Genomic DNA, 24,116 nt, shown 5'->3' on the forward strand with positions numbered 1-24,116 from the left:
TTTACTACTAATCTTCCAAGTTTTCAAGCCATTCCCTAGCATTCACAAAGGCTTGCAACCATGGGGTAACTGAATCATTTCTATCCTTTGGATAGTGTGTCCAGTTCCATGGAAAAGTGGAGCGTTCAATGTGGGGCATGGTCACCAAATGTCTACCCGTTTTATCGCAAAGCATAGCCGTGTTGTAATCACTTCCGTTTGGATTGGCCGGATAGCCCTCGTAACCATACTTTGCGACAATATTATATTGGTTCTCGGTATGAGGGAGGCTGAATTTACCCTCACCGTGACTTATCCAAACACCCAACGTGGTTCCTGCCATATTGGATAGCATCACTGAGTTGTTTTCTTGGATTTTAACGGAGGTAAAACCACTTTCGTGCTTATGCGATTCGTTATAGGTCATTCTGCCGTGAGTGCCGTGTTCCGGGTTGATCAAATCCAACTCCATGAACAATTGACATCCGTTGCAAATCCCTACGGACAAGGTATCGGGTCTGGCAAAGAAATCTTTTAAAGCCTTGTTTGCCTTTTCGTTGTACTTGAAAGCACCTGCCCAACCTTTGGCGCTGCCCAACACATCGGAGTTGGAGAATCCACCTACAGCACCAATAAACTGAATATCCTCCAGCGTTTCCCTACCTGTAATCAGGTCGGTCATGTGCACATCTTTTACATCAAAACCGGCCAAATACATGGCATTGGCCATTTCGCGCTCAGAGTTACTTCCTTTTTCTCGCAGAATGGCTGCTTTGGGTCGATTGTTGTCTCTCGACTGCGCTCGAGATGACAGTTTACCATCAAAGTTTTCTGGGAAAATATAGTTTAATGCCTGTTCCTTATAATTGTCGTAGCGGTCCTTGGCCAAACCGTTGGCAGTTTGTTTGTTGTCCAGTAGATAGGATGTTTTGAACCAAGTATCTCGCAAGGAGGCAATGTTCAATCCTATTTCAACACCATTATTTTTGATTTTCAAAGTGCTTTCTGAGGTTGGCGTACCGATTTTGGCAAATTCCACACCCGCTGCTTTCAATGCACCTTCCACAGTAACATCCTTGGCTTGGAACACCACTCCAATGTTTTCGGAGAACAATAGTTTGATGATGTCCTGCTCGCCCAAGCTGGATAAATCCAAGTTGGCTCCTAAATCGTTATCTGCAAAACAAAGTTCCAATAAGGTGGTAATCAAACCACCTGAAGCCACATCATGACCTGCCAGTATGTTACCTTCTTTAATGAGCTTTTGTAATGTGTTGAAAGCAGTTTTGAAGTTTTCAGCATCCAAAACAGATGGAGCTTCATCACCAATACCATTTAAAATCTGTGCAAAGGAGGATCCACCTAGTTTGTGGCTATCCTTGGATAGATTGATGTAGTAAATATCACCGCCATCTTTCTGCAAAACAGGCTCAACTACTTGGTTGATGTTGTTGCAATTCGCAGCCGCGGAGATAATTACAGTCCCTGGGGACAATACTTCTCCGTCCTTATATTTTTGTTTCATGGAAAGTGAATCCTTTCCTGTGGGTACGTTGATTCCCAAATTGATGGCAAATTCCGACAAAGACTCTACTGCCGAGTACAAACGAGCATCTTCTCCTTCATTTCGGCAAGGCCACATCCAGTTAGCGGATAGTGATACTGATTTAAGGCCATCTTTCAATGGAGCCCAAACAATATTGGTCAACGATTCCGCTACACTGTTTCTACTTCCTGCAATAGGGTCTATCAATGCTGAAATAGGGGAGTGGCCAATACTGGTGGCAATACCTTCTTTCCCCTTAAAATCGATTGCCATGACACCGCAGTTGTTCAAAGGCAATTGCAATGGTCCGGCACATTGTTGCTTAGCCACACGTCCGCCTACGCAGCGGTCCACTTTATTGGTTAACCAGTCTTTACAAGCCACCGCTTCCAACTGTAGTACCTGCTCCAAATAGTCGTGGAAATATTCCAAGGAATAAGCAAGGGCTGGATACTTCTGTTGGGCAGTCTTGTCCTCCATAATGGTTTTGGGAGAGCTTCCGAACATGTCGGAAAGTTCCAAGTTCATTGGTGTTTCACCTGTTTCGCCAGAAGTGAATTTAAAAGTATGGTCGCCCGTAACTTTACCCACGTTGTACATAGGGGAACGTTCACGAGCTGAAACTCGGTCCAAAAGGTCCAAATCTTTTTCACCGATAACCAATCCCATACGTTCTTGGGATTCGTTGCCTATCAATTCCTTTTTGGAAAGGGTAGGGTCTCCAACGGGCAATTTATCCGTATCTATGGTTCCACCTGTTTCCTCCACCAATTCCGATAAACAGTTGAGGTGTCCACCAGCTCCATGATCGTGAATGGAAACTATAGGGTTGTCATGACTTTCAAATAGCCCGCGAACTGCGTTCGAAGCCCGTTTTTGCATCTCAGGGTTGGAACGTTGTACCGCATTCAACTCAATAGCGGAGCTGAATTCTCCAGTATCTGCACTGGATACGGCAGCTCCGCCCATCCCGATGCGATAATTATCACCGCCTAGAACGACTATTCTGTCTCCTTTACTAGGTGTATCTTTTAAGGCTTGGTCGGTTTTGCCATATCCGATACCACCAGCCATCATAATGACTTTGTCAAAGCCCAATTTTCGAGCTTCTTCCTGATGTTCAAAAGTCAGGACGGAACCAGCAATCAACGGTTGACCAAATTTATTTCCAAAGTCGGATGCCCCGTTGGATGCTTTGATCAAAATATCCATGGGGGTCTGGTACAACCAATCCCTTTCTTTCATTCCTTTCTCCCAAGGACGATTTTCCTCCAATCGGGAGTAGGAGGTCATGTAAACTGCGGTTCCTGCCAAAGGCAAGGATCCTTTTCCTCCAGCCAAACGGTCACGGATCTCACCTCCAGAACCGGTGGCGGCACCGTTGAAGGGCTCCACTGTAGTTGGGAAGTTATGGGTTTCCGCTTTTAGGGAAAGCACGGAATCGAACTCTTTTTCTTCATAAAAGTCTGGTTTGTCCGCACTTTTGGGCGCAAACTGAACGGCTTTAGGCCCTTTGATGAAGGCGACATTATCCTTATATGCCGAAACAATATCATTAGGGTTTGCTTCGGATGTTTTCTTGATCAGTTTGAATAGGGAAGAGGGTTTTTCTTCGCCATCAATCACAAAAGTTCCGTTGAAAATTTTGTGTCTACAGTGTTCGGAATTTACTTGACTGAAACCAAACACCTCGGAATCCGTCAACTTACGATTCAATTTTTTGGCCAGTCCCTCCAAATATGCTACCTCTTCATCGCTCAGCGCCAAACCTTCTTTCTCGTTATAGGTAGCAATGTCATCAATCTCCTGTATGGCCTCTGGAACAATATCAATAGTAAATATATTCTGTCCCAAGGAAGAATATTTTTGGGAAAGCATGGGGTCGAAATCAGTGTAATCCTCTGAAACGGCATGGAATTCCTCAATACGGATAATACCCGTGACACCCATATTTTGGGTAATCTCTGTGGCGTTGGTACTCCAAGGCGTTACCATAGCAGCACGTGGGCCAACAAAAAAGGCGTCGAGTGACGCCGCTTCAATCTTAGGCTGGTTGCCAAACAACCATGTCAGTTTATTAGTGTCTTCCTGAGCGATTTCCTGAGTGGTTTGGACGGCAAAAACCTTGGTCGCCTTGTCCCCAAAAAAATGGATCATACAATCTTTGCGTTGAACGGTTTAAGAAAGTGCAAAAATACGATTTTGCAGCGTAATTTATCTTACGGTAAAGGTGTTTTGTTAACGAATAGCTGTTGATAGTGTATTCGTCAATTGAAAAAGGGTATAAATCAATTCCGTATCTAAAGAAAAATTCTTTTCCCTAGGTTTGATTTTGAATTGAAGCTATATGTATGAATCCCATCAAAAAATCCAGTCATAGGGACAAATGGATAAAAGCCATCTTGGTTGTCGTAATCTGCATTGTCATTGTCCTTTTGTTGGATGATGAGCAAGAGTGGCGTAATTTCCTGAGACACTTTTTGAAAAATGTGGTTAGGCTTATTTTTTAATAATTGGATTCTGTAATTTGTTTGACTCTAATTGCGTATATTTTTCAAATATAAATAGACATCTCGGCTGCGGTCGATGTGACATGCCCTTATCCTTTCTTCTTCAACAAGGCCATATAAAATCCATCAAATCCTGTTTCCGAAGCAAAAACGTTTCGCTCCTTCACAAACTCAAAGTCCTTCCCATTTTCGGATTCCAGAAACTTTTTGACTTGTTCTGAATTTTCTTGAGGTAAAACGGAGCAGGTGGCATAGACCATCTGCCCTCCTTTTTTGACCATTTTACTGTAATTCTGAAGAATATCTTGTTGAACTCCCATGATTCGGTCAACGAATTCGGGTTCCAATTTCCATTTGGAGTCAGGGTTTCTTTTGATGACCCCCAAACCTGAGCAGGGAGCATCAAGCAATACACGGTCGGCACTATTGTGCAATTTTTTGATCACTTTGGTGGAATCGATCACTCTGGTTTCCACATTGTGCACACCATTGCGTCTGGCTCTTTTCTTGAGTTTTTTCAATTTACTTTCATAAATGTCCAAAGCAATCAATTGCCCTTTGTTCTGCATTTTCGAAGCCAAATGAAGTGTTTTCCCACCCGCACCCGCACATGCATCCACCACACGTTGTCCGGGTTCCACTTCCAAAAATGGTGCGACCAATTGCGAAGAGGCGTCCTGTACCTCGAACAAGCCATCTTTAAAGGCTTGGCTAACAAATACATTTTGACGCTCCACAAGTTTTAGTGCATCGGGATATCCTTCAATAAATTCGGTGGCAATGTCTTCCTTGGCCAAAAATGATTTTAATTGTGGTTTGGGGACTTTTAGCGTATTGGTCCGTAGAATCACATCGGCTTGCTGGTTTTGGGCGGCAATCTCTTTGGTCCAAAGTTCATTGCCCAACGATTTTTCGCCCAGTTCATCCATCCAATCGGGAATGGACTCCCTGAATTTTCTGATTTTGGACAATTCATCAAACCTACCTTTTATGCGACGTTCCGGTGTGCCTTCCAACTGTTTCCAATCAGGGATTCGGATGCCTCGCAATACGCACCATACGCCGAACAATCTAAACAAATGGGGTTTGCTGTAAGGCTCGTGCACTTCGGCTATTTCAGAATACAGGCGTTTCCATCGAACGATATCGTAGGTGGTCTCGGCGATAAAGCCGCGGTCACGCGAGCCCCAACGTTTATCGTATCGCAGTACTTTTTCAATCACTTTATCAGCATACTCCCCTTCGTTAAAAATTAGGTGAAGGGCATCAATTACGGCAAATACCAAGTTTCTGTGTAAACGCATCATATAAAATAAGGTTGCAAAGGTATGATTTCTGCATACTTTTGAGGAAAATAAATATCATGAGGTCAATCTTATCCCTTTTTGCCATCCTAGTTTTAATTTCCTGTGCCGAGGAGCCAAAGAAACAACCATTCAAAACAGTTGATGTAACTCCGGTTTTTGAAGATTCCGTAAGTATTCGTGCAATAACTTTTCTGGATTCACAAACCTTGGCCTTTGCGGGGAGCAATGGTATGTATGGTACCGTGGATGTGAATTCCCTTAAAGTGATGTCGAATGTACAAGAGTTTGACTCCATCATACCTCATTTTAGGGCGGTTGGCCACACTTCGAATGACTTTTTCATGCTTTCTGTGGAAAGCCCTGCCCTGCTGTATAAAACTGGAGAAAATGGCCAAATGGAATTGGTGTATACGGAAGAAGGAGAAGGTGTTTTTTATGATAGCCTTACATTTTGGAACGATACCGAAGGTATTGCCGTGGGCGATACGGTGAATGGATGTTTTTCAATTATTATCACAAGGGATGGCGGGAATTCTTGGACTAAGATTCCTTGCTCGGATTTACCTGAAGGCATAGAAGGAGAGGGGGCTTTTGCGGCCAGTAACAGTAATATTGTGGTTAAAGGCGACAAGGTGTGGGTCGGCACCACGGAAGGAAGAATTTATTTTTCCAGCGATAAGGGCATGACTTGGGAAATACAGGAAACCCCGATAATTTCGGAAGAACCGACGCAAGGCATATATTCGATGGACTTTTTTGATGAAAATCTTGGGTTTGCCATAGGAGGTGACTACACTCAACCGGAATCCAAAAAGGCCAATAAGATAAAAACAGTTGATGGGGGCAAAACATGGCAATTGGTTGCTGATGGTCAAGAGCCAGGTTACAAAAGTTGTGTGCAGTTTGTTCCCAATACCAACGGAGAAGCTATGGTTGCCGCTGGATTTAATGGAATTTCTTATTCTTCGGATGGTGGCCAGAGCTGGAAGGAATTGAGCGAAGAGCCTTTTTATACCTTTCGCTTCTTGAATGATTCCACGGCCTTTGCAGCAGGGAGTAAAAGGATAGCTAAATTGGATTTTAAATAAAAAAGCGGCAAAAAGTGCCGCTTTTCCAACTAACTAAAAACAAATCAATCAAAAACTATACGTATACGACCACATAGTGGCGTCCTCTTTTTTTATACCAGACTCCTCGGTATCGGTATAACCTTCTTCCATTTTGGTAAACCACTTTACTGCCTCTGGGCAAGGTTCTGACTTTGATGCCTCGTGGTGCAGCTGTGACCACATATCTTTTTCCGCGTGCTTTGTACCAGACACCATCGGCGTAGTAATAATTTGTTCTTTTGTGAACTATAACCCTTGGATTGGATACTGTTCTTACTAAGGTTCCATGTTTCGGGTACACCCTGACCACCGTTCTTGTCTGTGCTTGGGCACTAAGCATGGTTCCTAGAAATGCTGTGATAACCAAAAATACTTTCATTCGTTTCATAACATTGGATTTTAATGGTTTCTGATAGTAAGACTGTGGTTATTGGGAAAGGTTTAATCAAAAAAAGAAGCCCGAAGGCTCCTTGTATAATTTTATGATATTACCCTGTTCAATTTCGACCTCGCCGTTTTCGGAACTGTTGAATCATCTGTCTTTTAAAATCCTCTTCGGCCTTGACCAATAGCAGTACTTTTTTTGCAGGGATTACCGTTCGTAGTTTGGATAAAAACTCACGTTCCGCTTTTTGTTTATCGAATTGGAGGGCAAGCAGGTTGTCCAATAACTGTTCCGATTCGTTTGTGGAAAGCTCTAGCGCACGAGCGATATTGGCATGAATTTGCGCACGCTCTTTTCTTCGGATATCCTCCATGGTCTCCTCGTGTGCGTTGTAAATGGGCCAAAATTGTTGGGCTTCCTCACTGGTCAAGCCTACTTGTTCGGTAATGAAGGCTACTTTAAGTGTTTTGATGCGGTCCCGAACAGGTCCTTGGGCATGCAACAAAAAGGTGCCGAACAATAGGGTGCAAAGTATTAGTGCTCTCTTATTCATAATCAATGTCTTCTAAATTCAATTCTTCAATATCATCTACATTCTCATCCAAATATTCCATAATGATGTCATCTGCCAACTCATTATCGAGTATATCGTTCAATTCTATTTCTTCAATGGAAACCACTTCCGCAATCTCATAAGAGGTCATTTCCAAGTCGGTATTTTCAAAATACGCCTCAATTTCCGCGTTGGCCAAATCATCAAAAGTGATGGGTTCTGGATTTGATTCCCAGGTAAGGCTGAACATCACTATAAAAATAGCGGCTGCAGCAGCTATGGCGTAGTAAAAACGCTTATGGGTTTTCAATGGTAGGACCTTGGGCTCTTTTGTATTGATTTTGGAAAGTACGCTAGGGGTTACTTCATCAAAATAGCCATTGGGCACCACAAAACCATCAGTTTTGGGAATTATGGAACCGCCTTCCTTCGCTTCTTCTTTTTGGATTCGGTCCATTAGCCGATCGTTAAAGCTCTCGAAGTAGCCCTCGGGGGTGTTGAAACTATTTTCTTTGTCCTTTTCCATCGTGTTGTTTTGACTGCTTAATGCGTCAAAGGTTTAATTTTCTTTAAGATACGCTTCTATTTTTTTAACTGCCAAATGGTAGGATGTCTTCAATGCGCCCACCGAGGTGTCCAGTGCTTCGGAAATGTCCTTGTACTTCATTTCTTGAAAGTACTTCATGGTAAAAACCAACTTCTGTTTGTCGGGCAAGGTGGCCAATGCTTTTTGTAGTTTGAGTTGGATTTCATCTCCTTCAAAATATACATCTGCTTGGAGGTTTTCCACCATTCTGTCCTTCAACTCTTGGTCGCTTACGCCCAATTTCCTTGATTTCTGTTTCAAAAACGTCAAGGATTCGTTGGTGGCAATGCGATACATCCACGAATAGAGTTTGCTGTCACCTTTGAACTTCTCAATGTTTCGATACACTTTGATAAAGGTGTTCTGAAGCACATCGTCCGTATCGTCGTGATTGAGGACAATTCTACGAATATGCCAATACAGGCGTTCTTTGTAAGTGTTCACCAACACTTCAAAGGCCTTTGCACGGCTTTCTTCCCGTTGTAGTTCTTGGACTAAGGTTTCCTCAGCGATCAATGTTCTTGTTGTTTGATACTTTGACTAAGGTACGGGGAAAAGGTTTAATTTTTATTCGGCAATAGTGGAAAGGTTAAGGGAAAAGGGTTGAACGGTTGTCATTTCGAGTTGTCACCCTGAGCGCAGTCGAAGGGGTAGTCGAGAAATCTTTTTTCTTTAGGAGTTAGGAAGTGGGTAACCCAATAATCCAACTCCCTACGAACCAAACGACTGCATTTCTACCAGTTTCTTGTAGTTTTTGTCGGACTTCATTAACTCTTCATGGGTTCCCTGTTCCACAATCTCGCCCTTGCTCATTACCACAATGGTATCGGCATTTTGGATAGTGGACAGTCGGTGCGCGATGACAATGGAGGTACGGTTCTGCATCATTTTTTCCAAGGCATCCTGTACCAAGCGCTCGCTTTCGGTGTCCAAGGCCGAGGTGGCTTCGTCCAAAATCATAATGGGTGGATTTTTGAGTACCGCCCTAGCAATGGACAAGCGTTGTTTTTGCCCGCCACTCAATTTATTTCCGCTATCGCCAATATTGGTGTCGTAGCCATGGGGCAGGTCCATGATAAAATCGTGGGCATTGGCCACTTTGGCGGCTTCAATGATTTCGTCCATGGTAGCATTTTCTTTTCCCAAAGCGATGTTGCTCTTCACGGAATCGTTGAAGAGAATGGAGTCTTGTGTGACCAAGCCCATGAGTCCACGAAGCGACTTTTTCGTGATGTTTTTGATGTTGGTGCCATCAATCAGGATTTCTCCTTTGTTGACATCGTAGAAACGGGTGACCAAATTGGCCACGGTACTTTTTCCACTACCGGATTGCCCGACTAAGGCCACTGTTTTTCCTTTATTAACCTTTAGGTTGAAGGTTTTTAGTACGTAATCATCTTCGTATTTGAACCCAACTTCTTTGAGTTCAATTCCAGAGGTAAAGTCTGTTTTGTCTTCTGCGCCTTCAATGTTTTTGATTGGATTTTCCGATTCGAGAATCTCCAATACACGTTCCGCGGCAGCATTTCCTTTTTTTACGCCATAAGAAGCTTTGCTAATGGCTTTTGCAGGGGTCAAAATATTGAATGCCAATCCCATGTAGGAAATGAAAGAGGCGGCATCCAGTGAGCCTTCTTGGAGCACCATTCGTCCACCAAACCAGAGCAGCACCCCGAAAACAACGATTCCAAGGAATTCGCTGGTAGGGGATGATAGGTTTTGACGGTTCAGCAGGGAGTTGGAGAACTTAAAAAAACGCGTAGTGGATTCCTTGAAGGTCTGATAAAACCTGGATTCTGAATTAAAAGCCTTGATGACACGGAGTCCTCCCAAAGTTTCTTCAACAATGGAAAGGAATTCGCCTTGTTCTTTTTGCACTCGATCGGATTTCTTTTTCAACGATTTCCCAATTCTTGATATGATCATTCCTGCAATGGGAATAAAAATGAACACAAAAATGGTAAGCTTCACACTGATGATGAACATTACGATAATCGTGAAAAGAATTGTCAATGGCTCACGTACGATCAATTCCAAAATGGAAAGGAACGAGTGTTGTATTTCCAATACATCTGACGTAATCCGAGCAATGACGTCCCCTTTCTTTTTCTCGGAGAAATAGGAAATGGGTAGATCCATGATTTTCTCGTACATCTTGTTACGAATGTCCTTGAGCACTCCATTTCTCAAAAAAGTAATGAAATACATGGCCAAATAATTGAAAATGTTCTTGAACAAAAACAAAAATAAAATGAGGCCAACGGCAAAAATGAGCCCTTTCATAGGGTCTTCGCCAGAGTACTGGGTCACTTGGTAATTCATGTACCCCTCAAAATAATCCTTGAGCTTGCCGACACCTTCGTATGTGGGGGGCTCGTTGATTTGTTTGGTCTTATCAAAGAGTACATTCAGCATTGGGATAAGTGCAGCATAGGACAGTGCACTGAACAATGCATAGAGAATATTGAAGAAAATATTCAGAACACCATATTTGCGGTAAGGTGCCGCAAACAGGAGAATCTTTTTAAAGTAGTTCATTCACTATAAATTCAGCTCGGATAGGATACCTTCTATTTTGGCTTCCAACTGCGAATTTACGGATTTAAAATCGGCTGCTTTGTCCAATTTTGCATTTGTACTGATGTAGAACTTCACTTTGGGTTCCGTTCCACTGGGGCGGGCGGCGATTCGAGTGCCATCTTCCGTTTCATAAATCAATACATTGGACTTGGGCAAGTGAAGCGTAAACTCTTCGTTTGTCTGTACATTTTTAACGATGGACGTATTGTAATCCTCAATATACAGTAGTTTTGAGCCTTGCACGGTGTCTACCGGGTTTTCTTTGAAATCCTTCAGCATTTGCTTGATTTCTTCCGCACCGCTCATCCCTTTTTTTGTAATGGAAATCAATTTTTCCTTATAAAAACCGAACTCCACGTAGGCATCTATCAAATCTTTATAAAAAGAGCTTCCGTTGGCTTTGGCATCGGCTGCAATTTCGCAAGCCAATAGGGTGGAGGTCACGGCGTCTTTGTCGCGCACAAAATCCCCGACCATATATCCAAAACTTTCTTCGCCGCCACCTATAAAATCGGAGCTCGGAAAGTCCTTTATCATTTTACCGATCCATTTAAACCCGGTCAATGCTGTTTTGAACTCCACACCGTACGATTTGGCCATTTGTTGCATCATAGGAGTGGAAACAATGGTGGTGGCAATAAATTCGTTGCCCTTGAATCCTTTTTCCTTGTATTTGTCCAAAAGGAACTTGGTCATGAGCACCATGGTCTGGTTCCCGTTCAAAAGTTCCATTTTGCCATCCAGATTACGAACGGCAATGCCCAAACGGTCACTATCAGGGTCGGTACCCACCACCATATCCGCACCGATTTCCTCAGCTTTGGCAATGGCCATGGACAAGGCTTCGGGCTCTTCCGGATTGGGCGATTCCACTGTAGGGAAGTCCCCGTTTGGCTCGGCTTGTTCTTCGATGATGGTGACATTGTTGTATCCTGCTCGCTTCAACACCTCTGGAATGGCGGTAATGGAGGTTCCGTGCAAGGAAGTAAATACAATTTTAAAGTCGTCTTTTCCCTTGGCATCAAAGCTGCCGTTTTTTACGGATGCTTCAAAAAAGGCTTCATCCACTTCTTTGTCAATCAAATGGATGAGGCTTTCGTTTTTATCAAACTTAATGTCCTCAAAAGAGAGGGAGTTGATTTCTGCAATGATTTCGCCGTCTTGCGGAGGTACAATCTGTCCGCCATCGGCCCAATATACTTTGTATCCGTTGTATTCCGGTGGGTTGTGGGAAGCCGTAAGTACGATTCCTGCGTGGCATCCAATATGCTTTACCGCAAACGAAAGTTCTGGTGTGGTCCTTAAATCCGAAAATAAATGCACCCTGATACCATTGGCGGAGAAAACTTCTGCCACCGTTTTGGCCAAGGATTGGGAGTTATGTCTGCAATCGTAAGCGATTACGACCTTTAGGTCGTCGTCGGTATAGGATTTTTTGAGGTAATTACTGAGTCCCTGGGTATTTTTCCCCAAGGTGTATTTGTTGATTCTGTTGGTACCTACGCCCATTACACCACGCATACCTCCCGTACCAAACTCCAAATCTTTATAAAAACGTTCCTTGAGTTCTTCTGGATCGTTGTCCATTAGGTGTTTGATTTCCTTCTTCGTGTCTTCATCAAAAAAATCGGTCAACCAAGATTGCGCTGTAGCTGTAATGGAATCCATAGTGTTTATTCGTTGTTTAGATATTTAAAAATACAAAGTTTATAGGGTTTGAGAATGGCCTAGAGGTTAATTTTATCGGAGATGTTGTATCGGGTATCATTTTTTCGTGATCGCACCATGATTTCTCCAAGGAAACCTGCCAAAAACAATTGTGTACCAATGATCATTGCCGTCAATGAAATATAAAACTGTGGTCGTTGGGTAATCAATCGCCCTGTTGGGTTTAAAAAGAGCTTATCAACCCCTAAATAGAGTGCGAATCCAAATCCTACAATGAACATAAGAACGCCCCAAGCGCCAAAAAGGTGCATGGGTCTACGCCCAAATTTGGACACGAACCAGATGGTGATCAAATCCAAAAAACCATTGATAAAACGCTCTGCACCAAATTTGGTGGACCCATATTTACGTGCCTGATGCTGTACTACTTTCTCTGTAATATCGGAAAAGCCTGCATTTTTGGCCAAAACAGGGATGTAGCGGTGCATTTCTCCTGAAACCTCTATGTTTTTCACTACTTTATGGTTGAAGGCCTTGAGCCCACAGTTAAAGTCGTGCAATTTTACCCCAGAGGTTGTACGCGCCGCCCAGTTGAACAGTTTGGACGGGATATTTTTTGTGATGACGGAATCGTAACGTTTCTTTTTCCAGCCCGATACCACATGATGCCCCTCTTGGGTGATCATTTGGTACATTTCGGGGATTTCTTCGGGATTGTCCTGTAAGTCGGCATCCATGGTAATGACCACATCGCCTTCGGCGGCCTTGAAACCTGCGTGAAGGGCCTGTGATTTTCCGTAGTTCTTCAGGAACCGGATGCCTTTCACATTTTCGTTGATCTTGGAAAGTTCGGAGATGGTCTTCCAAGATTCATCGGTACTGCCATCATCGATAAGGATGATTTCATAAGAAAAATGATTGGATTGCATCACTTGTACAATCCAATCATGTAGTTCTTTAAGCGATTCTTGCTCGTTAAGTAAAGGAATTACAATGGAAATCTGCATTGTTTGATTCTGGAATTCCCTTCAAAAGTAGCATTTTTTGTTTTAGTAATCCGCTTTGGACTTTTTCAATATTAAGCCAGTAACAAGACCCAATATCAATCCAAGTACACAGTTTATGATCAAACCAATGGGATACTGGAGCCATGCGAAACTTTTCTGCATTTCCACGCCTTGTTCCCACTGCTCCTCGGTCATATTGGGGTTCTGTGCCATTGCTTCGGGTTTTGCCATCTCTATGGCTTTGTCCATAAAGTCAGGCTCTATGTAGTTGGTGAGCACAAATTGATAGGCCAAGGAAATCACGGCACCGATTACGGCAATCCCTACGGCAACTTTCAAAGCTTCCGAAATGGATAAATACCCGCCATTGGCTTTTTTAAAGGCATTGACCCCCACAAAGATGATGGCAGCCATTATTACGATGGAGATTACGATAATCCCTGTATTTCTCTCGTAATGCATCTTTTGGGTGTAGAGCATTACGCCGAACACCACCGAAATCAGACCCAAAATGAGTCCGTAATTAAGTGCGAATTTTCCTGTTTTAGGTTGTTGTTCTTCCATGATTTTTAAAATTAGTGTTGCTTATAAAAGGTTAGTTATCGATTGCTTACATTTGTTACATATAAATTTAACTTTATTTTTTTAGTCATTTTAAGTTGGAGGTGTCAAAGAAATCATTAAATTTGCACCCTGAAAATTCTGAGATTAAGCATTTAAGACGATGAGAAAAGGTATACACCCAGAAAACTATAGATTGGTTGCTTTTAAAGACATGTCAAACGATGACGTGTTCATTACAAAGTCCACTGCTGAAGCGAAAGAGACCATCACTGTTGATGGTGTTGAATACCCTTTGGTAAAATTGGAAATTTCAAGAACTTCTCACCCATACTATACTGGTAAGACGAAATTGGTCGATACCGCTGGTAGGATTGACAAGTTCAAGAACAAGTACAAGAAATTTAAGAAGGAAGATAAGAAGGAGGCCGAGTAGGTCGTACTTTTTAACGAAATATAGGAACGCTCTCGATACTTTTCGAGGGCGTTTTTTTATTTTTACCCTATTCAAAGCTGCGCTATGAACTATATCCTTTCTGACGGTAACCACCGCGAAGACCTGTTTCCTTTTACTTTCACACGCCCGGTGCCCGAGATTCGGGTCGGTATTTTGACCATTAGCGAAAAATGGGAAAAATGGTTGAAGGCCTCCGTGAGCCATCAAACTGAAGCATATCTTTCGGAAAAGTTCCCGTTGACGGTCACTGCTGAAAATACCGTGATCAACGGCAGCTATTTGCCCAATGAGAATTTGGTGGCAGCCATCAACAATTTAAAGATGGGCGAAGCTTTGATTGGAAAAGACAGTTATATCGCTTACGTCACGGAAAATCTGGAAACGGGTTTTGAGGAATCGGCATATACCGCCATTCCATTTGAAGACGAGGTGTTGACCATAAAAAATACCTGGGATATCTTTTCCAACAACGCAGCGGCTCTTCAAGCTGATTTTGATTTGATCACGAAGGGGAGAAAGAGCCAACCCATACCCGATACGAACCAAGTAAAGAGTCCCGAGAACATTTTTATCGAGGAAGGTGCCACGGTGGAATTTTGCATTTTGAATGCTTCCACGGGACCCATTTACATTGGCAAAAACGCCCTGATGATGGAAGGTTGTACCGTACGTGGCGGATTGGCCCTCTGCGAAAGTGCCATTTTAAAGATGGGTGCCAAAATCTATGGGGCGGTAACGGCGGGACCTGGGTGCAAGCTCGGTGGAGAGGTCAATAATGCGGTGCTTTTCGCCAACTCCAACAAAGGTCACGATGGCTTTTTGGGCAACTCCGTGCTAGGGGAGTGGTGCAATATTGGCGCGGACACCAACACCTCCAATTTAAAGAACAACTACGCACCTGTGCGCCTGTGGAACTACAAAACCGAAGGTTTTGCCAAAACAGGGCTGCAGTTTTGCGGTTTAATGATGGGCGACCATAGCAAATGCGGCATCAATGTGATGTTCAATACCGGAACCGTGGTAGGTGTGAGTGCCAACATCTTTGGCAGTGGATTCCCAAGAAACTTTATCCCTAGTTTTAGTTGGGGCGGTGCTACGGCAGGTTACACGACTTTTAGGACCAACAAGGCCTTTGAAGTGGCCGAGGCCATGATGAAGCGTCGTAATATGGAATTCAACGATACCGAAGCCAACATTTTGGAACATGTGTTTGAGCTGACCCAAAAGTGGCGGAACTACTAAACGCTACTCCAATTTCCCCATCAATCCCCAGCCGTTGGCTTTGTCAATGACTACGCAATGCAGAATATTACTGCCTTTTTTGAGATGCAGAGGAATTTTATTGGCGGTTAGCCCCAAATGGCCCTGAAACTGATTGTTTTTGGACCGAAACGCATTGTTTCCATAAAAAATGGGTGCTCCGTTCAAGTACACGATGATCTTATCGCTATAATCGAAGGAAAATAATCGGGTCTGTGCCTCGTTGACCTTGATTTCGGTGGATGCGATGGTGTAGGCTTCTGGATTGCCCTCAAAATTGCCCGAACTGGGTTTTTCCAGATATCTGGATATGGGCAATAAGCCCGATGCTTCGGTGCGGGCAGGGATGGTCTTTGCTTTGGACAAAGTTTCCATATCAATTTGGTTTTCCACGTAAGGCTTTGCCTCGGTAAGTTGCCACTCCGCAATGATGCCGTCGGCGGGCGTTACGATAGGGTAGGGCTCCTTGGCCACAGCTTCGCCTGTTGTTGTGACTTTTATGTTGGAGAACCGATTGCCGAACAATGCCCAAATCCCGACTTCGCCCGAAAGGTTGCCCGATTTTAACCGCTCCACCTGCATTACTTGCACACCGTTTACAAACACGGTGGCGGTCAGGTTTTCCACGGCTACGCGTAGGTGGTTCCAACCTTGGTTAGCAAAGGTAACCTGCGCCTGATGTTCGGGGTACAACTGCCAGTTGCTCTCCCCGTGGTAGGTGGGCGTGTACTGAACCGCATCCACTTGGCGGGATTTGTGCATGCGCATATAGATTTCCTCAAAGTTTTGGTCCTGTTTGCGGAACAAGAAGCCTGCAAAGCTCCGTTGGGTGTTGGCATACACCTCTAGTTCCAATACACCGTTGGAAAATTCGATGTTGTTGGCAAAGGCTTTGCCGTCCAAAACCAGGGTAGGGCGGCCCTCAAAAGTTTCAAAGGCTAGTTGACTGGCTTTGGCAGCGGTCCAGTGCTCGGGTGTTAGCGGTATGGTTGTGGTGGTTTGTCCGTGGCTGGGTAGGGTTGCTAGAAACAAGCCAATAAAGAAGGGTAAGCGAAATCGCATCATCTGTTCGTTTTTTGATTGATGTTACTTTGGTCGGAGGGGATGGGGGTTCCTGACAAGGGGGCAAAGATTGGAAAGTTCTATCAAGGCAGTTTCACAATGGTTTCGCACTGTTCAATAATAGCCGTTAAGCGTGCTTTGGCTTCTTAGTAATAGCCATAGGTAAAAATATCGAAGCAGTATGTTTTTATCGGTATTACTTTACGCTTTGGCATCGATTTTTTCCATTAAGTTTCTGTGATATGCCAAATATTCTTTCCTTTCCTCATTAAGGATAGCTTTATCAAGTCTATAGGCTTTCCAAAACTCTTTGACATCATCTGACGTTCTATTTGAAAACAACATTTCCCCTTCATCTGTAAAAGAAATATATTTTAAATCAAATAGAGAATCAATGGTTCTGCTCAATAACAAGCCATTATTTGGGTCATATGCTTCGTGTTCATCAGAATCAATGAACGGTTTTATATGACTTGCTATTAAAACGGGATAAGCAAGATGTTCCAGAACACACATTGGAGAACCATAAAGTTCCTCACACTCCTCTTGAAGTTGATTTTTATATAATCGATGTAGATACGGATCTCTTCTTTTTGCTTTAGTGATTAAATCTTCTCCGAAAATCTGCTCTGCATCTTCTTTGAAATATAGGTCATCTTTAACAAATACCAAATCATCTAATTTTCCTAGAAGATTGTATAAATAGCCTATTTGATTATATTTTCTTTCCAAAAAGCCAATTTCTTTAGCTTCTTTGACGTATTCTGCAAGTTCAGATTCAGAAATAAATGGGTTATCGTGGGCTTCAATATCAACAAGCATCAAAGCAATTATTTCCTCTTTTGATAATTTCCCCTTTTCAATTAATGTCTGGATTAGAAAGTTGATTTGCTTTATATCCGACTCATTATTTACTGCTCTATTGAAACTAGAGTTCGAGTAAACGATTTTGGATAAAACAGTTTCTCTTTTTTTATTTGTTCTAGCACCTAAGTATTCTTTAGCATGAGGGTGGTAAGAAACTAAAAATGAATTGATAAACCCCATTTTTACTAATTGATTTATGGATTTCCTGATTGAAATGTGATTTATAGGGTTTACTTCGTGTATTTCATCTTGAAGTTTTGAATATTTTTCTTCAGAATATTCTTCAGCTTTATAATTATCAATGAACTCAATGCAAACTGCAAGTGTGTCCAAAAATTTTTTGCCGTTATAATCTGTAAAAGCATTTGTCAGTTTCCAATATTCCTCGTAGTTCTGCGTAGTCATCAATCAAAAGTATTTGGGGTAATGGGGGTTAATTGGGAAAGCGGAACTTCATAATAGGGAGCTCCTTTATTTTTCTTGATAGGGAATTTTAAAATTTCGGAGCGTTGGATATACCCCAGAATGTGCACTTGGTTAGGTTGAACGGTTTCGTTGTATTTAACGCCAATATAAATGTCCTTTAGTTTGTTCTTGACATCGTGGATTTTGGGCATTAGATATCGGAAATAGTTCTTGGTCGCGGATTTGATCTCAACTTTCTTGGCATTGATGATCATATCACAATCATCAACAATACCGGAATCATCAAGTCCTTTGGCCGATTGTTCTACCTTGAAATTGTCCTTCAGCCAGTTGCTGGCCAATAGTTCACAAACGATTCCTCTCCAAGCTTCCACATTGCTGTAGCGCCAACGGCCCGCTTCAATTTTTTCAAAGGCTTTAATTTGTTGCTTCGCAAACTGTATGTCTGCTGCTGTGACGGTTAGTGTTGTCATGATTTTCATTTTCCACAATGAATAAAAACTCTTTGTTTTTTTCCTTCTTGTGCTTCCCTGTGATCTGATAGTTGTGTTTACGCTCCATAACTTCCACACGATCGGAATATTTACGAAGTAAATCAAGGAGTTCCTCTTTACTGGGATACGAAGCGTTGTTATAACTCAAATACCAATATTTGAAATTACCGAGTTTGGAAAACAATTGGTCAAACAATTCGATGGCGGAATTTTTATTGACGAAGTTGTTTTCAAAAGGTTGGGTCACTTCCGAAGTTATAAAATCATCCACCAGACCGTAGAACCCAAAATAATTGTTCATTGTGCCCGTGTATGGCGGGTCCAGATAAATGATATCGGCCTTGACCGTGTTCAAGAGGTTGAAAATGTCATCATTGTACGCAACGTTGTTCTTGTTGTTGCTAAAAATGGCCTGGTTGTATTCGTCCAGGTTTTGAAGAAAGTGGTGTTTGAACGATTGGTTGTGGTACGCCCTTCTTCTTTTGTATTTTTTGTAGCTGTATTCCTCATCGCGTAGCTGCACAATTTTGTCCCAATTCAGGGTAAAGCGGGAATACGGCATTTTGCGAATCATGGCTCTTCGCATCAAGGCGAAAGCCAGTGATTTTTTCTCTTCGGATGCCAATAGTTCAATGTTTTGCCTGTAGCGATCGAGTTCTTTGCACTCTTGAGGGAAAAAATAGACTTCTGCATAGTTTTCATGCATAAACCCCTCCACAGGTTCTCCACTGAAGATGGTTTCAATGTCAGATGCATCGAGCAATACATCGTTGTTTGTAATCAATGCATTGGCGATGTGGTAATTGATTTTTAGAATGTCGTTGGTGTAGACTTCCAACCCTCTGCATTTTGCTTCGTAACTCAAAGAACAACCGCCCGAAAAAGCATCAAACAGTGTATGGGCATCATTTGGAAATTGGTCGCATATCCATTTTGCAATTTTTTCTTTATTGCCGATGTAATTGACCTTTGGATATTTAAACATTCTCACTCATTTTAATAATTGTACTTGCAATGGCTTCGGCCATTTTAGGCGGGACTGAATTTCCCACTTGTTGCTGTTGCGATATTTTGGTTCCCTTAAACACAAAATCATCGGGGAAGGATTGGAGTTTTGCCAGTTCCCGAACCGTCAACGCCCTGTTTTGTTCGTAATGGAATATTTTTCTCATGTCCCCTGTTACCGTCACAGAGGGTTTGTCGCTAGCATATTTTATATATTTTCGGACATCGCCCGATTTGGGTCTGATCTGGACCGGAATCTCAGTTCGGTCGCCACCATCGGAGACAAAGCTCATTTTGTGCAGCATTTGCTCGGAATGGGACATGGCGATATGGTTTGGAATACTGGATTCTTGGCCGGATTCCAATTTTGGATAGCAGGATAAGGCTTCTTTGACAGTGGCATAAGCTTCCACCTCTTTTTGAGGAAATATGATTTCTTGACGGTTTTTGGAGCCTATAAAAATGACCCGTTTCCTGATTTGGGGCACGCCGTAATCTGCGGAATTCAGGATTTTACATTCCACCTGATAACCCAATGCTTCAAAATCGGCTATGATTTCTTTGCGGGTGTTCCCTTTGTTGTGGTTGTACAGCCGGGCCACATTTTCCATGACAAAGAATTTGGGCTGAATCACTTTTACAACTCTGACGAATTCTTTGAACAGTCTGTTTCTGGGGTCGTCAATGAATTTTCTACCGATGTTTCCAGCAATACTGAAACCTTGGCAAGGCGGCCCTCCAATGACCACATCGATGTGGTCGTATTCCTTCAAGTATTCAAGTTCGGAATCGGAAACCCTACAAATGTCTTTTTGAATCAAATTATGGGAGGGGAAGTTGTACTGGTAGGTTTCACAAAAACTCGGTTCAATGTCCACCGAAAATACGTTTTGGAACCCTTTGTTATCAAACCCAAGGGAAAAACCGCCGGCCCCGGAGAATAAATCAATATAGTTCAAGGTTTTGCTCATAGTTCCAGTTTTCCCTGTTTAACCTTGGTGTTACGATAATAGTTGGCGGTATCTTCCGCAACGGCAAACACGGATTCCGAACACTTGTACTTGAATGCTTCCCTGGCAAATTTGTCCGCAAAGAACAAGTCGGTTATTTGTTGCAGTTCCATCCCAAACAAACTGGAGAGCTCTTTGAGTTTAGATCTACTGAATTTTTGACTGCCGTTTTCGATACGGCTGATGGCGCTCGTATTGATTCCGATTTTTGTACCGAATTCGGTTTGCGTCCACTCCCGTTTTTCCCTCTCTGTTTTGATGAATTTCCCGAAACTTGCCATCTTTTTGACTTGACCTGTTTTTAGCAAATGTAACTCTAATTTGTGAATTTTGCATCAAGTTAGGCAAAGATGGGGTAGTTGAAACGGAGCGTCTTACTCTTTGATCAACCGGATATTCAGACAACTGCCCAACCAAGCAGTGTTGGTATATGCAAGATTGTCATCTGGCATTAATCCAATTGATGATGAGATAAAGTGATTTTTGAAAAAATCGTTGTCTTCCACCTTAGTCCTTGACCACCAAGCAGCGTAACCTAATTTTGATATTTCCTTTTCGTTGAACTTAACAATTGAACTTGGAATTGCATTGAACCCTGTTTCATTTGTTCCATTTTCCTGAAAAGCGCCATTTACTTTGTAATCACTCCAACGATCGGTACTTTTTAATTTATAATCGTAATCTTTACTGTTATAGGTCTTCTCCATGTAAGCAGCTAATTTCCACCAATCCTGATAACTTGGCACTTCCCATCCTTCGGGGGTAATTCCGCGTTCATCCGTAAGAACATAGCCATTGTAAAACTTACCCAAAAAACTATATTTAGGGTCGAAATTGTAGTAACACCAAACAGGTTGTTCTTGCTGGTATGCCTTTTTATACGCTTCATAATTGGCGGCGTACGGAATTTCATCACCATTATTGAATTCATCGATGTCCAAATTTTCAGTCATCCAAATTTGCTCCCCTATTTTAACGGATTTGTAGTTTTTCCCCTCATAAGCCGGTCCATCCAAATAATCGATGGTTGTTTTTGATTTTTTTACTGAAACGACACCAGTATTGTAAGGGTCTGTTCGTGTTTGAACGATTTTGTGCATATCTTGGATTGCCAAGTTCAAGGAATTCTCCAATTCATCTTGGGCATTCTGGATATTTCTATGATGTTTATAAATTGAGCTGCTTTTAACGTCAGCGGCAATTTTATCGGCTTGCTTGGAAATTATATTAGCCGCATCATAGGCATTGCTTAGATTTGACCTCAGTGAGGTTACGGGGCCGGATAATTGCTCTTCGATATATTCTGTATTCAATTCGTAACCAAAGAGTTGTTTGCTAACCTCTTTAAATATATCATGAATTGACTCTGCCTTGTTTTTTACTTTCAGGATGGATTTTTTCCGATCATTCGCAAATGCAAATGAATTGATTGTACCCACCATTGATTTTGAAGAATCTCTTGCTGCCACTATGTTTTCAAAAATCATCTTTTCAACTTTCACTGTGGCTTCATAGGAATCTTGTGCCAACAAGCCATTGGATGATATGATTAGAAGCAAAAGAAGTATCGTTTTTTTCATCATTCAGTTTTAAAATTTATGTTGTTTAGTGGTTTTAGGTTTTTATGTATATCCTTTGTTGGGTGACGATTTCAGCCGGATATCAATTATTGGTGTTTTGATAACGGGACAGAAAACAAAAAATTGAGCTTCAAGTAGCTTAACTTAAAACAGGTGTTTTTCTATTCCATGAAAAAAAAAGCCAGTAGCAATAGACCACTGGCTTTTATATTTTAGGGGAACCCATCTAACTACTCAGCAACTATGGGTAGCGTTATTTGTGATGGGTATGCTTTGGAATGGTGTATCTTGTTATGGGCAACGATACCCTCTTTTTCATCGTAATTATTGCCTCCTGTGTTCAAATTTCGAGCAAAACGCGGAAAATTACTGCTGGACACCTCAATACGAATACGATGCCCTTTTTTGAAGTAATTACTGGTAGACATTGGGGTCAAGTCAATTTTGTAGACTTCTCCTTCTTCCATGAACACTTCTTTGTCATATCCTTCACGATACCTCGCCCGTTGAATGGTCTCATCCAAATTGTAAGCACTGCCATCGGGGTATACATCGATTAATTTGATGGTAAAATCAGTGTCTTTCACATCGGAGGACACGTAAAGTGTGGATTCAATAAAGCCTGTAATTTCAACGCCTTCTTCCAATACATCGGAAGTGTACACCAAAATATCGTCCCTTGTTTCCATCTGTTGCTGATCATAAGCACCACCTTTGACCGCATTTCCGGTACAGCATACATTTCCACCATAAGAAGGTACAGGTACCATGGGGTCGTAAGTAAAGCCATCGGGATTGTCCGAATCCGCTTTTTTGGTGGATAAAACCCCATCGCCGAAGGAGCTATTGGCTCCGCCATTACTGTTCAGGTAATAGGTGGTAGGCGTGGCATTTTTGGGCGGCCAGGTTTCGGAAGCCTGCCATTTGTTGCTTCCCATGGTGTAATATTGGACCCTTGGCGTTTTTTCCTTGAAATCATTGTCCTCGCCTTTGAGCCACATATCAAACCACCCATAGATTTGCTCATCGTAGTTGAGTCTGGCATCACCGACACTGCGTTCGCCAACAATGGTATTTTCCGTTGCACGGGTATAACCACAGTGCAGGGTAGGGGCAATCACCAAATATTGATTTTCCCTGACCGTTTTGTCCTTCGCGTTGTTCCTCACATGGTTGAACAAGGCAATGTTCGGGGTAATGGACACATCATACCAAGAGGCAAACCAAAAGCTCGGAACACCGATGTCCATATCGTCATGATAAAGCCCTCCTTTGAACCAATCTTCGTCGTTGGGTTTGCGGCGAATCATTTTATCATATATCTCGTGCTTTCCGTTGATGTTTTTTAGAATATCCTGGATGGGCAAGTGACTTAATGCTTCGGACATGTCCACTGGTGGGTTTTCGGGGGCCAAATCGTAAAATCTGGAAATCCTGATCAAATCCTCTTGCGTAGCACCTGCTGGAATACGCGGTTTGAACTTGTCCTGCTCCACGCCATAGAGCCATGCAAAGAACAACATCTGTTCCGCTCCACCACGATACCAGTTTCCCTGTTCCATAATGTCGCCCACTCTACCTACACCGGCACCAAATCCCTGTGGTACCATGGCGGCATGGGAAGGGTGGTCCAGAGCGGCAACGGCCATTTGCCATTCCGCGGTGGAGGAGCATCCCAAAGTACCTATTTTGCCATTGGACCAAGGTTGGTCTTTCATCCAGCTAAAGGCATCGTAGCCATCTGTCAATGGAACTCCCAAAATGTCCCATTCCCCTTCGGAGAAATATCTTCCCCGCTCGTTTTGGACTACGTAGGCGTACCCTCTTTTGACAGCTTCCAAAGCCCTACTGGCTGTTCGGGTTCTTTGTTCGCCATCGCCCCACGAATTGAAGTTATACGGGGTCCGTGAAAAAATGATGGGTACTTTTTTATCAGTTTTCGGACGATAGATGTCCGTTGCCAAACGGATGCCATCGCGCATGGGCATCATTACTTTTTGGTCGATAATGGCAATTTCCTCAAGCTCTTGAAGAACCTTACTTTGAGCATTTAGGGTAAAATGGTCAGCAAAGAGACAGACCAATGCCAATACCATTGGAATAGCATGTTTTTTCATGTTTAGTCAGTTGGTTTTGAGTTATTTTATCTTTTTTGCAATTGTCC

At 42.6% G+C, this 24,116-nt stretch carries 21 protein-coding genes; 3 read left to right on the forward strand and 18 right to left on the reverse strand.

Annotated elements, in window-relative coordinates:
* Positions 1-7: 7 nt before the first annotated feature.
* Both purL and EO132_RS10355 read right to left on the reverse strand, forming a co-directional pair.
* Positions 8-3,682, reverse strand: coding sequence for a phosphoribosylformylglycinamidine synthase (purL, locus tag EO132_RS10350; protein ID WP_127137773.1), 3,675 nt, complete (start codon positions 3,680-3,682; stop codon positions 8-10).
* A gap of 442 nt (positions 3,683-4,124) precedes the next feature.
* A complete protein-coding gene (locus EO132_RS10355) occupies positions 4,125-5,339 on the reverse strand; it encodes an RsmB/NOP family class I SAM-dependent RNA methyltransferase (RefSeq protein ID WP_127138008.1) in 1,215 nt (404 codons plus the stop codon).
* A gap of 59 nt (positions 5,340-5,398) precedes the next feature.
* Here EO132_RS10355 and EO132_RS10360 point away from each other — a divergent pair, with 59 nt between their 5' ends.
* Positions 5,399-6,430 (forward strand): WD40/YVTN/BNR-like repeat-containing protein, encoded by a 1,032-nt coding sequence (locus tag EO132_RS10360; protein WP_127137774.1) that lies wholly within the window; start codon positions 5,399-5,401, stop codon positions 6,428-6,430.
* 55 nt (positions 6,431-6,485) lie between these two features.
* On the opposite strand, the gene EO132_RS10365 is transcribed toward EO132_RS10360, so the two are convergent.
* The 8 genes from EO132_RS10365 to EO132_RS10400 form a co-directional block, all read right to left on the reverse strand.
* Positions 6,486-6,839: a DUF6515 family protein gene (locus tag EO132_RS10365; protein WP_127137775.1), complete on the reverse strand. Its 354-nt coding sequence runs from the start codon at positions 6,837-6,839 to the stop codon at positions 6,486-6,488.
* Positions 6,840-6,948: 109 nt separating this feature from the next.
* Positions 6,949-7,389, reverse strand: coding sequence for a hypothetical protein (locus EO132_RS10370; RefSeq protein ID WP_127137776.1), 441 nt, complete (start codon positions 7,387-7,389; stop codon positions 6,949-6,951).
* A complete protein-coding gene (locus EO132_RS10375; protein ID WP_127137777.1) occupies positions 7,382-7,915 on the reverse strand; it encodes a hypothetical protein in 534 nt (177 codons plus the stop codon). Before EO132_RS10375 ends, EO132_RS10370 begins: the two co-directional genes overlap by 8 nt.
* 33 nt (positions 7,916-7,948) lie before the next feature.
* Entirely contained in the window at positions 7,949-8,491 is a 543-nt protein-coding gene (locus EO132_RS10380) for an RNA polymerase sigma factor (protein WP_127137778.1), read from the reverse strand.
* Between the two features lie 195 nt (positions 8,492-8,686).
* Positions 8,687-10,513, reverse strand: a complete 1,827-nt coding sequence (locus tag EO132_RS10385) for an ABC transporter ATP-binding protein (protein ID WP_127137779.1) — start codon at positions 10,511-10,513, stop codon at positions 8,687-8,689.
* Between the two features lie 3 nt (positions 10,514-10,516).
* A complete protein-coding gene (locus tag EO132_RS10390) occupies positions 10,517-12,223 on the reverse strand; it encodes a phospho-sugar mutase (RefSeq protein ID WP_127137780.1) in 1,707 nt (568 codons plus the stop codon).
* A 59-nt stretch (positions 12,224-12,282) separates the two neighbouring features.
* Entirely contained in the window at positions 12,283-13,230 is a 948-nt protein-coding gene (locus EO132_RS10395; protein ID WP_127137781.1) for a glycosyltransferase family 2 protein, read from the reverse strand.
* Between the two features lie 42 nt (positions 13,231-13,272).
* Entirely contained in the window at positions 13,273-13,794 is a 522-nt protein-coding gene (locus tag EO132_RS10400; RefSeq protein ID WP_127137782.1) for a DUF4199 domain-containing protein, read from the reverse strand.
* Between the two features lie 160 nt (positions 13,795-13,954).
* Between EO132_RS10400 and EO132_RS10405 the strand changes: the two genes are divergently transcribed.
* Both EO132_RS10405 and EO132_RS10410 read left to right on the forward strand, forming a co-directional pair.
* On the forward strand, positions 13,955-14,227 hold the full coding sequence (locus EO132_RS10405) for a type B 50S ribosomal protein L31 (protein WP_127137783.1): 273 nt from the start codon (positions 13,955-13,957) through the stop codon (positions 14,225-14,227).
* Between the two features lie 84 nt (positions 14,228-14,311).
* Positions 14,312-15,490, forward strand: coding sequence for a GlmU family protein (locus tag EO132_RS10410; protein WP_127137784.1), 1,179 nt, complete (start codon positions 14,312-14,314; stop codon positions 15,488-15,490).
* A 3-nt stretch (positions 15,491-15,493) separates the two neighbouring features.
* Here the strand turns inward: EO132_RS10410 and EO132_RS10415 are convergent, their stop codons facing one another.
* From EO132_RS10415 to EO132_RS10450, 8 genes are all read right to left on the reverse strand, one after another.
* Entirely contained in the window at positions 15,494-16,573 is a 1,080-nt protein-coding gene (locus EO132_RS10415; protein ID WP_127137785.1) for a 3-keto-alpha-glucoside-1,2-lyase-like domain-containing protein, read from the reverse strand.
* A 198-nt stretch (positions 16,574-16,771) separates the two neighbouring features.
* Entirely contained in the window at positions 16,772-17,842 is a 1,071-nt protein-coding gene (locus EO132_RS10420; RefSeq protein WP_127137786.1) for an HNH endonuclease signature motif containing protein, read from the reverse strand.
* Positions 17,842-18,336, reverse strand: a complete 495-nt coding sequence (locus tag EO132_RS10425) for a hypothetical protein (protein WP_127137787.1) — start codon at positions 18,334-18,336, stop codon at positions 17,842-17,844. The genes EO132_RS10420 and EO132_RS10425 overlap by 1 nt, the downstream gene beginning before the upstream one ends.
* Positions 18,281-19,342 carry a DNA adenine methylase gene (locus EO132_RS10430; protein WP_127137788.1) on the reverse strand — a complete coding sequence of 354 codons (1,062 nt, stop codon included), beginning with the start codon at positions 19,340-19,342 and terminating at the stop codon, positions 18,281-18,283. Before EO132_RS10430 ends, EO132_RS10425 begins: the two co-directional genes overlap by 56 nt.
* Positions 19,335-20,333, reverse strand: coding sequence for a DNA cytosine methyltransferase (locus EO132_RS10435; RefSeq protein ID WP_127137789.1), 999 nt, complete (start codon positions 20,331-20,333; stop codon positions 19,335-19,337). Before EO132_RS10435 ends, EO132_RS10430 begins: the two co-directional genes overlap by 8 nt.
* A complete protein-coding gene (locus EO132_RS10440) occupies positions 20,330-20,653 on the reverse strand; it encodes a helix-turn-helix domain-containing protein (RefSeq protein WP_127137790.1) in 324 nt (107 codons plus the stop codon). Before EO132_RS10440 ends, EO132_RS10435 begins: the two co-directional genes overlap by 4 nt.
* Positions 20,654-20,746: 93 nt before the next feature.
* Positions 20,747-21,952, reverse strand: a complete 1,206-nt coding sequence (locus EO132_RS10445; RefSeq protein WP_164732321.1) for an FISUMP domain-containing protein — start codon at positions 21,950-21,952, stop codon at positions 20,747-20,749.
* Between the two features lie 230 nt (positions 21,953-22,182).
* On the reverse strand, positions 22,183-24,069 hold the full coding sequence (locus tag EO132_RS10450; RefSeq protein WP_127137792.1) for a CocE/NonD family hydrolase: 1,887 nt from the start codon (positions 24,067-24,069) through the stop codon (positions 22,183-22,185).
* Positions 24,070-24,116 lie beyond the last annotated feature (47 nt).

The organism is Flagellimonas oceanensis (assembly GCF_003992595.1).
Taxonomy (GTDB): domain Bacteria; phylum Bacteroidota; class Bacteroidia; order Flavobacteriales; family Flavobacteriaceae; genus Flagellimonas; species Flagellimonas oceanensis.